Annotated in this window: 15 protein-coding genes; 8 read left to right on the top strand and 7 right to left on the bottom strand. The window is 69.1% G+C overall.

Going from position 1 to position 11985, the window contains the following annotated elements; all coding sequences use genetic code 11:
- Positions 1–216: 216 nt before the first annotated feature.
- Entirely contained in the window at positions 217–978 is a 762-nt protein-coding gene (locus ABDW21_RS13915; protein ID WP_343602537.1) for an SOS response-associated peptidase, read from the bottom strand.
- A 36-nt stretch (positions 979–1014) separates the two neighbouring features.
- Between ABDW21_RS13915 and aroA the strand changes: the two genes are divergently transcribed.
- Together aroA and rsgA are read left to right on the top strand one after the other, a co-directional pair.
- Complete coding sequence (aroA, locus tag ABDW21_RS13910) at positions 1015–2298, top strand: 3-phosphoshikimate 1-carboxyvinyltransferase (protein WP_343602535.1); 1284 nt, start codon at positions 1015–1017, stop codon at positions 2296–2298.
- A complete protein-coding gene (gene rsgA / locus ABDW21_RS13905) occupies positions 2295–3275 on the top strand; it encodes a ribosome small subunit-dependent GTPase A (RefSeq protein ID WP_343602544.1) in 981 nt (326 codons plus the stop codon). Before aroA ends, rsgA begins: the two co-directional genes overlap by 4 nt.
- 74 nt (positions 3276–3349) lie before the next feature.
- On the opposite strand, the gene ABDW21_RS13900 is transcribed toward rsgA, so the two are convergent.
- On the bottom strand, positions 3350–3577 hold the full coding sequence (locus ABDW21_RS13900; protein ID WP_343602533.1) for a hypothetical protein: 228 nt from the start codon (positions 3575–3577) through the stop codon (positions 3350–3352).
- A 128-nt stretch (positions 3578–3705) separates the two neighbouring features.
- Here ABDW21_RS13900 and ABDW21_RS13895 point away from each other — a divergent pair, with 128 nt between their 5' ends.
- The 5 genes from ABDW21_RS13895 (at position 3706) to ABDW21_RS13875 (ending at position 5614) form a co-directional block, all read left to right on the top strand.
- Entirely contained in the window at positions 3706–3951 is a 246-nt protein-coding gene (locus ABDW21_RS13895; protein WP_343602531.1) for a hypothetical protein, read from the top strand.
- Positions 3938–4333 (top strand): type II toxin-antitoxin system VapC family toxin, encoded by a 396-nt coding sequence (locus ABDW21_RS13890; RefSeq protein WP_343602529.1) that lies wholly within the window; start codon positions 3938–3940, stop codon positions 4331–4333. Before ABDW21_RS13895 ends, ABDW21_RS13890 begins: the two co-directional genes overlap by 14 nt.
- Before the next feature lie 57 nt (positions 4334–4390).
- On the top strand, positions 4391–4627 hold the full coding sequence (locus tag ABDW21_RS13885) for an antitoxin (protein WP_343602527.1): 237 nt from the start codon (positions 4391–4393) through the stop codon (positions 4625–4627).
- Positions 4620–4970, top strand: coding sequence for a type II toxin-antitoxin system PemK/MazF family toxin (locus ABDW21_RS13880; protein ID WP_343602525.1), 351 nt, complete (start codon positions 4620–4622; stop codon positions 4968–4970). Before ABDW21_RS13885 ends, ABDW21_RS13880 begins: the two co-directional genes overlap by 8 nt.
- 500 nt (positions 4971–5470) lie before the next feature.
- Positions 5471–5614, top strand: coding sequence for a hypothetical protein (locus tag ABDW21_RS13875; protein WP_343602524.1), 144 nt, complete (start codon positions 5471–5473; stop codon positions 5612–5614).
- A gap of 190 nt (positions 5615–5804) precedes the next feature.
- Here ABDW21_RS13875 and ABDW21_RS13870 read toward each other — a convergent pair whose 3' ends face one another.
- The 5 genes from ABDW21_RS13870 to ABDW21_RS13850 form a co-directional block, all read right to left on the bottom strand.
- Positions 5805–7076, bottom strand: coding sequence for a fatty acid desaturase (locus ABDW21_RS13870; RefSeq protein WP_343602542.1), 1272 nt, complete (start codon positions 7074–7076; stop codon positions 5805–5807).
- Positions 7077–7156: 80 nt separating this feature from the next.
- Positions 7157–8281, bottom strand: a complete 1125-nt coding sequence (locus tag ABDW21_RS13865) for a ferredoxin reductase (RefSeq protein ID WP_343602540.1) — start codon at positions 8279–8281, stop codon at positions 7157–7159.
- Between the two features lie 100 nt (positions 8282–8381).
- Positions 8382–8879: a hypothetical protein gene (locus tag ABDW21_RS13860; RefSeq protein WP_343602523.1), complete on the bottom strand. Its 498-nt coding sequence runs from the start codon at positions 8877–8879 to the stop codon at positions 8382–8384.
- Entirely contained in the window at positions 8880–9719 is an 840-nt protein-coding gene (gene ppk2 / locus ABDW21_RS13855; RefSeq protein WP_343602538.1) for a polyphosphate kinase 2, read from the bottom strand. It lies immediately after the preceding gene.
- A gap of 40 nt (positions 9720–9759) precedes the next feature.
- Positions 9760–11175: a wax ester/triacylglycerol synthase family O-acyltransferase gene (locus ABDW21_RS13850; RefSeq protein WP_343602522.1), complete on the bottom strand. Its 1416-nt coding sequence runs from the start codon at positions 11173–11175 to the stop codon at positions 9760–9762.
- A 170-nt stretch (positions 11176–11345) separates the two neighbouring features.
- Between ABDW21_RS13850 and ABDW21_RS13845 the strand changes: the two genes are divergently transcribed.
- On the top strand, positions 11346–11921 hold the full coding sequence (locus ABDW21_RS13845) for an Rv3235 family protein (protein ID WP_343710581.1): 576 nt from the start codon (positions 11346–11348) through the stop codon (positions 11919–11921).
- Positions 11922–11985 lie beyond the last annotated feature (64 nt).

Genomic DNA, 11985 nt, shown 5'->3' with positions numbered 1-11985 from the left:
GCCGACCACGGCCAACGGCGCACCAACCTCTACCACCACCCCGAAAAACTCCTCCGCGAAGACGACGACGACGACGATCCCGACTGAGACGCGGCGATTCCAGAGATCGCGCAGAATGACCGGAACGCCCGATTCTCGCTACCAGGTGGTGGCCCGATGCGATCTCCCGCTGCCCGGTCTGTAGCGACGGCCGCGGAGTAGCGCGTAGGCATCCGGCTACAGCAGCGTCGGCTGCTCGGGTTGCGGCTCGACCGGCTCGAGCAGCTCGGGCCCGTTGTTGCGCACGTTGTTGACCAACGTCGAGATCTCGCGCATCCGGATGCCGCGCACGTCCGGCGGGTTGGCCAGCAACGCGGGATCGGCCGGGGCGTCGGGATCGAGCCAACGGTCCCAATCGCGTTCGGCCACGATCAGCGGCATCCGGTCGTGGATCTCGGCCAGCTCGCCCACCGCGTCGGTGGTGACGATCGTGCAACTCAGCAGCGGCGCAGCATCCTCGGCCGGTCGCCATACCGACCACAGGCCGGCCACGAACAGCAGCTCGCCGTCGCCGCGGAAGAGGTAGAACGGTGTCTTGCGGGCCTTGGTGCCCGGCCCCGGGTTGGCCCGCCACTCGTAGTAGCCGTCCATCGGGACCAGGCAGCGCTTGGATTTAGCGCTGGAGCGGAACGCCGGCGAGGTGGTGACCGTCTCGGCGCGGGCGTTGATCAGCTGCGGGCCCTTGGAGTCCGGCGCGCCGCCGGGCCCGGCCTTGACCCACGGCGGGACCAACCCCCAGCGCATCAGCCGGACCCGGCGGGTGGGCTCGTCGCCCGGCTCGTCAGCTTTCTGGTGGCGGCGAACCACGGTCGCGATGGTGCTGGTGGGCGCCACGTTGTAGTTCGGCCGCACCGCGCGGGCTGCCCTCGTCTCATCGATCGCCTGGATCTTCTCGGCTAGCGTCGCCGGATCGGTGGTGACCGCGAATCGTCCACACATGCGGTCCATCGTCGCAGCACCGGCCATGATGGACGAGTGAGCACCTGGCCCGCCCCGACCACGCCGTCACCCGTCACGGCGACGGTGACCGTGCCGGGCTCGAAGTCCCAGACCAACCGGGCGCTGGTGCTCTGCGCGCTGGCGACGATCAACGGGGGCGTCTCGACCATCAGCGGCGCGCTGCGCAGCCGCGACACCGACCTGATGATCGGCGCCCTGCGAACGCTGGGCCTGCGGGTCGAGGGGCCGGAGTCGGAGTTGACGGTCAGCGGCCGGCTCTCCCCCACACCCGGCGCGTCCGTGGATTGCGGGCTGGCCGGTACGGTGCTGCGGTTCATCCCGCCGCTGGCGGCGCTGGGCACGACGGTGGTCGCGTTTGACGGCGACGAGCAGGCCCGGGCCCGGCCGATCGCCCCGCTGCTGGACGCGTTGCGCGCGCTGGGCGTCGACATCGACGGCGACGGCCTGCCGTTCACGGTGCGCGGCGCCGGATCGGTCGCCGGCGGCGCCGTGCAGATCGACGCGTCGGCGTCGTCGCAGTTCGTCTCGGGGCTGCTGCTGTCCGGGGCGGCGTTCGACGACGGCCTGGCCGTCGCGCACAACGGGCCGGCGCTGCCGTCGGCGCCGCACATCGCGATGACGGTGGCCATGCTGCGGCAGGCCGGCGTCGACGTCGATGACGCCACACCCGACCGCTGGCAGGTGCGGCCCGGCGCGGTGACAGCGCGGCACTGGGACATCGAACCCGACCTGTCCAATGCCGTCCCGTTCTTGGCGGCGGCCGTGGTCAGCGGCGGCACGGTACGCATCGCCGGCTGGCCGGTGGCCGGCATCCAACCCGCCGGCGCCATTATCGGCATCCTCCACAAGGTGAAGTCGTCTGTCTCGCAGAGTGATTCACATCTGGAAGTGCGCGGGCCGGAGACCTACGCGGGGTTCGACGTCGACCTGCGCGACGTCGGTGAGCTCGCCCCGGCAGTGGCGGCGCTCGCCGCGCTGGCCAGCCCGGGATCGGTGTCGCGGCTGACCGGCATCGCGCATCTGCGCGGCCACGAGACCGACCGGCTCGCCGCGCTCAGCGCCGAGATCAACCACCTCGGCGGCAACTGCTCGCAAACCCCTGACGGCCTGCTGATCACCGCGACCGCATTGCACGGCGGCCTGTGGCGCTCGTATGCCGATCACCGGATGGCGACGGCGGGCGCCATCATGGGCCTGCGGGTGCCCGACGTGGAAGTCGACGACATCGCCACCACCGCCAAGACGTTGCCGCAGTTTCCGCAACTGTGGACCGACATGGTCCGGGGGTCGCGGGGTTGAGGCCCGGCGGCTACGACGAGTCCGACGTCAGGGTCCGCCCCGGGCGAGGATCCCGGCCGCGGACCAAGACCCGCCCCGAACACACCGACGCGCAACCGGCCATGGTGGTCAGCGTCGACCGCGGCCGGTGGGGCTGTGTGCTGCACGGCGACCCGCACCGCCGGGTCACCGCCATGCGGGCCCGCGAGCTGGGCCGCACCCCGATCGTGGTCGGCGACGAGGTCGACCTGGTCGGTGACCTGACCGGGCACACCGACACGCTGGCCCGCATCGTGCGGCGTGGTCCGCGGCGAACGGTGTTGCGGCGCACCGCCGATGACACCGATCCCGCCGAGCGGGTGGTCGTCGCCAACGCCGACCAGCTGCTGATCGTGGTGGCGCTGGCCGACCCGCCGCCGCGCGCCGGCCTGGTCGACCGCGCGCTCATCGCCGCGTACGCCGGCGGGCTGGCGCCGATTCTGTGCCTGACCAAAACCGACCTGGCGCCGGCCGGGCCGTTCGCCGGGCAGTTCGCCGATTTGGACGTGACCGTCGTCGTCGCCGGGCGCGACGACCCGCTCGACGCCGTCGCTCCCCTACTGGATGGCAAAGTGACCGTGCTGCTCGGGCATTCCGGGGTAGGCAAATCGACTTTGGTGAATCGCCTTGTCCCAGAAGCTGATCGGGCCGTCGGCGATGTCACCGATCTCGGTAGGGGGCGGCACACGTCAAGCCAGTCCGTGGCGTTGCGGCTCGACGGGTCCGGTTGGGTGATCGACACACCCGGTGTCCGGTCGTTCGGGCTGGCGCACATCGAGCCCAAAGACGTGTTGATGGCATTCTCCGATCTGGCCGAGGCAATCGAGAACTGCCCGCGGGGCTGCGGGCACCGGGGTCGGCCCGCCGACCCGGAATGCGCACTGGACACGCTCACCGGCCCGGCCGCCCGCCGGGTGGCTGCGGCACGGCGGCTGCTGGGAACGCTGCGCGACGCGTAGCGGCAGTGCGCGTGTTCGCACGTCGACACGCCAGTAAGCGGCGTACAACTGCGCACCCTCGCGCGGAGAAAGCGTCAGCTCTCCGCCTGGGAGCCGATCCACTCGAGGTTGGCCTGCATGTTCTGCTGCCATTCGATGGCGAAGCTGCGCGGGCGTACGGACGCATCTACGCAGCGATCGTCGCGACCGGTCGCAGGGCACGCGGCCCCCGGGCCGTGGATCTGTTGATCGCGGCCACCGCCGTGGCCGCGAACCTCCCTCTCTACACGCGAAACGTCGACGACTTCCGAGGGATCGAACACCTGCTGACCATCGTCGGGGTCTGACCCCGCCGGTTCAGCAACACACGTCGAGCATCCGGGGTCGACGGCCAGTACCAGCGCTGCAAATACTCATCTAGACATGCGGCGATGCATGATATGCTGCAGCAATGCCTAAGACGGTGCAGATCCGCGATATCGAAGACGGGGTGTATGCGGCATTGGTCCGTCGCGCCGCGGAAGACGGGATCACGGTGCCCGAGCTGCTGCGCCGCGAGGCGGCGCGGCTGGCGGCGCGGCCGTCGGTGGCGCAGTGGCTGGCGCGTACCGGCCGGCGGCCCTCGGCGGTATCCACGACCGAGGTGCTGGCGACCTTGGACGAGTGGCGCGGCGAGTGGCCAGATGCTGGTCGTTGACGCGTCGTGCCTGTTCGAGGTCGTCGCAGACACGCCACGCTCGGGGGAGATCGCGGCGCGCCTAGCCGCCGACGCCGACCAGGTCGCGCCACACGTGATCGACGTTGAGGTGATGGGCGTGATCCGTGCCCAGCAACGACGCGGGCGGCTGGATGGCACGGCCGCCGGGCAGGCGATAGCCGATCTGCGGGATTGGCCCGGCGAACGCTTCGGGCACCGTTGGCTGCTGGAGCGGGCGTGGCAGCTGCGCGACACGGTACGGGGATGGGATGCGTTCTACGTCGCGTTGGCGGAGGCGTTCGACGCGACACTGCTGACGCTGGACGCGCGGCTTTCGCGCGCACACGGGCCGAGTTGCCGGATCGAGGTTCTCGATCACTGACCGCGGCGACCCGGAACCTCGCGCCACGATGGATGTCTATAAGTTAGACTACTAGTTATGTCTACTCAGACGACGACGATCAGGGTTTCGGTCCGGACACGTGACCGGCTCGCCGCCCAGGCCCGCGAGCGAGGCGTCTCGATCGCGGCCCTGCTCGCCGACCTGGCCGCCCGCACCGAACACGAGGCGATCTTCCGCGCCGAACGCGAGACCACCCGCGCTGAGGTGGCGCTGCAAGCCGCCCGCGACGAGAATCGCGACTGGGACACCGCGGTCGGCGACGGCCTTGCCTGAACCACAACGCGGCGATCTCTGGCTCGTCGCCCTGGGTGCAGCCCGCACCGGCGAACCCGGCAAACACCGTCCCGCCGTCGTCGTCTCCGTCGACGACATACTCTCCGGCATCGACGACGAACTTATCGTCGTGGTACCGGTGTCTAGCTCGGTCACCCACAACCCGTTGCGGCCACACATCTCTCCCGGCGAAGGCGCAGACGCCGAAAGCGTCGCCGTCTGCCGCGGCATCCGCGCCGTCGCCCGCAGCCGCCTATTGGAGCGATTGGGCACCGTGGCGCCGGACACGATGCATTGGATCGAACGCAGCCTCGCACTGATCCTGGGCATCCACGTCGTCTGATCCAACGGGTGTCTGTTGATCCAACGGGGTCGATCCGCGGACAGGCAGCCCGCCACGAGCGCCACTGACCGGAACGAGCTGGACGTCGGCGAGCTGCCGACGTAACCGTGACGCTGGTACGGCTGCGGAATTGCGCAGAGACCGCAACGCTGTCCGCGTCGCCAAGCCACTCCGCCGCCTGCAGCTCCGCCGAGCAGCGCGCCGGCAAACCGATGTCAGTCAGGAATGCCCACGCCGTGCGAACATCGCACCGAACCCGCTGTGTCACTTCGATTATCGGCTGATCGCGATGGCGCCCGCGTCGGCGTCCTTCTCGAGTTCCCGCCGGTGAAGCGGCCCTCGCAACATGCCGGCATCGTCGACAGCGCGGACACCACGACGGGCGAGGGCATGACAGCCGGCGCCGTGGTGGAGCCGCGAGCGCCGGGCGCGGCGGAACTCACGCGCCTCGCGCTCGAAGTAAGTGAGGCACGCCGGGCTGGTACGTCGACGGCGAAGCTGTGCTCCACCTGGATCAAGCACTGGATACCGCGCTCGCCAGCCATGTGACCGGACTGGCAGACATCGACGGCTTCGAATTGTTTGTGGTCGACCTCCAACTGTTCGGCGATGAGATCCTCTCCACACCCATCGGGGTTTTCTGAGTCGTCGGCGCGGTGGTGATACCAGTGCCACGCGGCGATGAGGGTGCCGATTCCTCCGGGGCAGAGTCGTATTCGGAGTAGGAATCGTCAGTGTTCCTTGACCCTGGTTCGTGTGCAGCACCGGGGCGGGCTGCGGCGACCGGGACGCGTCGAGCGGGAGAACGACCACTCGGCATCGACGCGGCCGCGGCTAAGCGGCTGCGGGCGCTGCGCCACCAATTCGCTTGCCGCGGCGCCACTCCCGCACCGCGGCGATCGCGGTCTTCAGTCCGCGCCGGCGTCCGGTCGCAGCGTGGGTCCCACTGAAGCCCGGTCCCAGTTCGGCGAACATCCGCTCGCTGCGGGTCTCGGGAGCGTCGTCGGCGGTGTCGCGCAGATACCTGTCCGGCAGCGACAGCTTGGCGATGGTCCGCCAGGTCTTGGCGTACTGCACCAAAAATGGCCCGGTGGTGTAGGGCAGGTCGTATTTGTCGCAGATCTCGCGCACCCGCACCGAGATCTCGGCCAGCCGGTTGCTGGGCAGATCGGGGTAGAGGTGGTGTTCGATCTGGTGGCACAAGTTGCCGCTGAAGAACCGCATCGCCGGCCCGGCGTTGAAGTTGGCGCTGCCGAGCATCTGGCGCAGGTACCACTGGCCGTTGGTCTCCCCGACCATGTCGGTCTTGGTGAATTTCTCGGCGCCGTCGGGGAAGTGGCCGCAGAAAATCACCGCGTTGGACCACACGTTGCGGATCACGTTGGACATGACGTTGGCCTTGAGCGTCGACCAGTAGGTGGCGCCGGGTGACAGCGACGTCAGCGCGGGGAACGCCACGTAGTCCTTGACCAGCTGCCGGCCGGCTTTGGCGACGAATTCGTCGACGCGGCGCCGGGCCTCCGCCTGGTCCGCGCGGCGCTTCATGATCTTGCCGATCTCCACGTGCTGCAACCCGATTCCCCACTCGAACAGGACCGCGAGCAGCGCGTTGAACACCGGGTTGAGCACGTTGTAGCGCTTCCAGCGCTGGTCTCGGGTGACGCGCAGCATCCCGTAGCCGACGTCGTCGTCCATGCCCAGGATGTTGGTGTACTTGTGGTGCACGAAGTTGTGGGTGTAGCGCCAGTGTTTGGACGCCCCGAGGTTGTCCCACTCCCAGGTCGACGAGTGGATCTCGGGGTCGTTCATCCAGTCCCACTGGCCATGCATGACGTTGTGGCCGATCTCCATGTTCTCGACGATCTTGGCCACGCTCAGCGTGACGGCGCCGGCCCACCAGCCCGAGCGCCGGGAGCTGGCCGCCAGCAGCACCCGCCCGGTGATCTCCAGCGCGCGCTGCGCGGCGATGGTGCGGCGGATGTAGCGGGCATCCCGCTCGCCGCGGGAGTCTTCGATGTCGGCGCGGATGGCATCGAGTTCGACCGCCAGGCTTTCGATGTCGGAGTCGGTGAGGTGTGCGAATACCTCGACGTCGGTGATCGCCAACGCGTTACCTCCCTCGCTCACGGACTGATCTACCTACGATAGCGTAACCTACGTAACCGTAGGTTACTAGCCAGTAACAGCTAGATGTCTAGCACACAATCGCCGGACGCCGCCGAGACGCAGGTCTGGATTCGGGTCCCGGGCTCGTGCTCTGCGCCCGTCCGCAGGTCACGGACATGACCGTCGACCAGGCCGACCACGCACGATTTGCAGATGCCCATCCGGCAGCCGAACGGCATCTGGACACCCGCCCGCTCACCGGCCTCCATCAGCGACGTGGCGGCATCGGCAGCCACGCTCGTGCCGCTGCGGGCAAAGCTGACCGTTCCGCCCGTTCCCGCCGGCGCGGCGCGCGACACCGCGAACCGCTCGAGATGCAAGCGCGCTGTGGCGCCGGCCGCCGCCCAAACCCGTTCGGCCTCGTTGAGCATCGCTTCCGGGCCGCACGCCCAGGTCTGCCGGTCCCGCCAGTCGGGCACCTCGGTGTCGAGCCGGCCCAGATCTCGGCGGCCCTGGCTGCGCGTGGTGCGCAGGTCCAGCCGGTAGCCGTCCTGATCGCGGGCCAGCCGGTCGAGCTCCGCGCTGAACATCACGTCGGCTCCGGTCGGCGCCGAGTGCAGGTGCACCACGTCGGTGACCTGATCCCGACGAACCAGGGTGCGCAGCATCGACATCACCGGCGTGATCCCCGAGCCGGCGGTGACGAACAGGATCGCCGGCGGCGCCGGGTCGGGCAGCACGAAATTGCCTTGCGGCGCAGCCAATCTCACGATCGTCCCGGGCGCCACCCCGGCAACCAGGTGGGTGGACAGGAAACCATCCGGCATCGCCTTGACGGTGATGGTCACCGTACGCGCCGCGGTCACCGGGGTCGAGGTCAGCGAGTACGACCGCCACCGCCACCGCCCGTCGAGCAGCACACCGATGCCGATGTACTGACCCGGCTGGTAGTCGAAGGAAAAGCCCCAGCCGGGTTTGATGACCAGCGTCGCGGAGTCCTCGGTCTCCCGACGGACCCGCAGCACGCGACCGCGCAACTCCCGCGCCGACCACAGCGGATTGGCCAGGTGCAGGTAATCGTCGGGCAGCAGCGGCGTGGTGATCCGCGCCGCGATCCGGCGCAGCGCATGCCATCCCGGGTGCCCGTCCGCCCCGGCGATGATGGGACGCGCGGCGTCGGCGACGACGGCCGTCGGCCGGGAAATCTTCCTGCCCGTCACAGAGCGCTCCTCTTCACAACGCGGTTGGCGATGTCCGCCCACCGACACAACCTACGGTACCGTAACTTACGGTACCTGCCCGGGGTCAGAGCAGGTCGACGAGGAACGGCAGCTCTTGGGCGGCGTACCAGGCCAGATCATGATCCTGCGCGTCGCCGACCAGCAGCTCGGCGTCTTCGTCGCCGAGGTCGGCCTCGTCGACAACCGCCATGGCCGCGCTGACGACGGCCTCCGCGGCGGCGTTGTCCACGAACGCGGCGATGACGTCGTCCATCGCGACCGGCGCGCCGAGCCGCACCACCGCGTCGTCGAGGTCCGGGCGCAACGTGAGGTCGGCGACGTCGGCGAGCAGCACCACCCGCCGCGGCGGCAGGTCGTCGGCGCGGTCGGTCGCCAGCAACCGCAGCGACGCCAGGGCGGCGTCGCGGCGCGCCACCTCGCCGAGTTCGTCGTCGTCGCCGTCGGCGTAGGCCTCGCGCAGCGCCGGCGTCACCGCGAACGCGGTTCCGCTGACCGGGCGCAACGTGCCTTCTGTGACGAAGCGCTGCAACATGGCCAGCGTCGCCGGGATGTAGACCTGCATCTACTCGACGACGCCGAACAGCGTCGAGGCGTAGTCGTCGACATAGGTCGACATCTCCCGCGGCGGGCGTCGGTAATTACCGGTGAGCACCGGGTGTTTGGGCAAGGTGACCTTCGGTTTCTGCACATCGTGGTAGTCGATTGTGGACAGCAGATGTGCCATCATGTTGAGCCGCGCATGCTTCTTGATATCGGATTCCACCACATACCAGGGGCTTAGCGGAACATCGGTGTGCGCCATCATCTCGTCCTTCGCACGCGAATAGTCTTCCCAGCGATACACCGATTCCAGGTCCATCGGGCTGAGCTTCCATTGCCGGACAGGGTCTTTGCGGCGCGCCCTGAACCGGCGCAGCTGCTCCTCGTCGGACACCGAAAACCAGTACTTGCGCAGCAGGATCCCGTCCTCGATGAGCATCTGCTCGAAGGTCGGCGTCTGATGCAGGAACAACGCATGTTCCTGTGGCGTGCAGAATCCCATCACCTTCTCCACGCCGGCGCGGTTGTACCAGGACCGGTCGAACAGCACGATCTCGCCCCGGGCGGGCAGATGCGCGATGTAGCGCTGGTAATACCAGTGGCCGCGTTCACGATCGGTCGGCGCCGGCAGGGCGGCGATGCGCACCACCCGCGGGTTGAGGTAGTCGGTGATCCGCTTGATTGTGCCGCCCTTGCCCGCGCCGTCACGGCCCTCGAAGATCACCACGATGCGCGCGCCGGAATGCCGGACCCACTCCTGCAGCACGACGAATTCCGTTTGCAGACGGAACAATTCGGCTTGATACACCTTGTTGGGAATCGCGACAGCCGACGGCTTGCGGCGATTCGCAGGAGCCGGCAATCCTTTGCTCACACCTTGGGATGGTAGGTCCGCGGGCCTGCTACCGCGCCGCTTCCAGCAACTCGCCAAACGATTCGCCCAGCAACCCGGGCAGCACGTCGACGTCGCTCATCGCTGCCCGATCGGCGTTGATCCCGAAATACAGCATGCCGTCGTAGGACGTCACCCCGATGGCCAGCACCTGCCTGGTCAACAGCGGCGGCACCGGGTAGCTTTCCAGCAACTTCGCTCCGGCAACGTACACCTGCGACTGCACGCCGGGCGCATTGGTGATCAGCAGGTTGAACGCCCGCCCGGAGAAACTGGGCAGGCTGCTGGCGACCCGGATACCCATCGCGTGCAGGCTGGGCGGCGCGAACCCCGACAGCGTCACGACGGTCCGGGTGCCGGCCAGGCCGGCCGCGGTCGCGTCGGACTCGGTGGCATGCGCAATCTGGGACAGCCGTACTACGACGTTGCCCTCCCCGACCGGCAGATCGACCAGCAGCGGCCCCACCTGGGGGGTCGGCTGGCCGTGACCGGCCGACAGGAGTGCTCCCTCGACGTCGACCGGCAACGGCGCCATCGCCCGAACCGTCGCCGTCGGTGCCACCGCCTCGCCGCGGGACAGCAGCCAGTTGCGCAGGGCGCCGGTGATGACGGCCAGCACCACGTCGGTGATGTCGCAGTGGAACCGCGACCGCACCGCCTCGTAGTCCTCGAGCCGCGCGCGCGCAACCGTGAACCGTCGGTTCCGCGACACCGTGGCATTGAGCGGACTGCTGGGAGCGGGACCGCGAGCCAGCGTGCGCGCGACGTCGAACAGCCGCCGGCCCCGGTCGATCGCCAGGCTGGAACTGGTCGCCAACCCGGTCAGCTGGGAAGCCACGGACCGCAACTGCGCGCGAGGTTCGCAAACCCAGTCGCCGATCGCGCCCAGCAGCAGCTGGGTCGGGCCGGGCTCGCGGGCGGGCACCCAGATGTCCTCGGCGAACGAGGGTGGGCGCTGGCCTCGGTCGGCGATGACGTGGCTGATCTCCAGCGCGCTCATCCCGTTGATCAGCGTCTGATGGGACTTGCTGTACAGCGCGACGCGGCTTTTGGACAGCCCCTCGATCAGGTACATCTCCCACAGTGGCCGGGAGGTGTCCAACGGCCGAGCGGCCAGCCGGGCGATCAGGTCGTGCAGTTGTCGGTCGCTGCCCGGCGACGGTAGCGCCGAGCGCCGGATGTGGTAGGTGATGTCGAAGTCACGGTCGTCGACCCACACCGGACGCGCCAGGCCCATCGTCACTTCCCGGACTTTCTGGCGGTACCGCGGCACCTGGGGAAGCCGCTGTTCGACGCTGGCCAGCAGCGTCTCGTAGCTCAACCCCGCGCGTGGCCGGCGCAGCACCGACAGCGATCCCAGATACATCGGGGTGGCGGTGTTTTCCAGCCGGTAGAACGCCGCGTCCGATGTGGACAACCGCGTCACGTCGCCTCTTCCGTTGCGAGGCTTTGCGAAATCGGCATCGCAGCCCACCGTAACCGTCACCAACAGCCCGTGGCCAGAGCGGGCACACGGACGCCGCGACTGTGCGATGATCATCGCCGCGTCTGCCACTCTCCAGCAGGCTCGTCGTTGTCCGAACGCTGGAGGGTGCCATGTCAATCGTCCCGGGCGCAGCCGAGGCCGGCGCCTTCGCCGTCACACCCATCGTCGACTACGAACCGCCGCCGCGGGACGCCGGGCAGTGCCGCATGCCGTCACCAACCGCAGTGCGTCGGCCCAACACCTCGGCGCCACAGTACTATTCCGGCCGGATTCCAGACTATTCCGGCCGGATTCCAGACTATTCCGGCCGGATTCCAGACTATTCCGGCCGGATTCCGGCTCCGGCCTGGACCGCGGCGATGCGACAGGCGGGAGCCTGCGCCGACTCGGCGCTGCGCCGGGTGCTGGAGGTCATCGACCGGCGCCGCCCGGCCGCGCAGCTGCACGGGATGCTGGCGACCCCGCTGGTGGACGCGGTGCTCGCGGCCCACCGGGGTGCCGGCGGCCGGCGGGGCGCGGCGGTGCTGCGCCGGCTGCGACTGCAAGCGGTCGGGGCCCCCGAGCAGTGCACGGCCGCCGAGGCGTTCGGGACCTACACCCGCGGTCGTCGCGTGCATGCCATCGCCTGCCGCGTCGAGCAGGTGGCGCCGGCCCGCTGGCAGGTCGTCGCGCTGCACATCGGCTGATGCCCGGGCTAGTGGTCTCGCTCGTGGTCTGCCCGTAATTTCGTCGGGGTGCCGTGCACCGGGG

This window comes from Mycobacterium sp. (assembly GCF_039583805.1).
In the GTDB taxonomy this organism is placed as follows: Bacteria; Actinomycetota; Actinomycetes; order Mycobacteriales; family Mycobacteriaceae; genus Mycobacterium.
Note: the sequence above shows the minus strand (reverse complement) of the source record. Positions and strands in the feature narration are given on the sequence as shown.

Coding starts and splice junctions, on each gene's coding strand:
- ABDW21_RS13895 (WP_343602531.1), top strand. CDS start 3,706: ATGCCTAAGACGGTGCAGATCCGCGATATCGAAGACGGGGTGTATGCG.
- ABDW21_RS13885 (WP_343602527.1), top strand. CDS start 4,391: ATGTCTACTCAGACGACGACGATCAGGGTTTCGGTCCGGACACGTGAC.
- ABDW21_RS13860 (WP_343602523.1), bottom strand. CDS start 8,879: ATGCAGGTCTACATCCCGGCGACGCTGGCCATGTTGCAGCGCTTCGTC.
- ABDW21_RS13915 (WP_343602537.1), bottom strand. CDS start 978: ATGTGTGGACGATTCGCGGTCACCACCGATCCGGCGACGCTAGCCGAG.
- ABDW21_RS13845 (WP_343710581.1), top strand. CDS start 11,346: ATGTCAATCGTCCCGGGCGCAGCCGAGGCCGGCGCCTTCGCCGTCACA.
- ABDW21_RS13890 (WP_343602529.1), top strand. CDS start 3,938: ATGCTGGTCGTTGACGCGTCGTGCCTGTTCGAGGTCGTCGCAGACACG.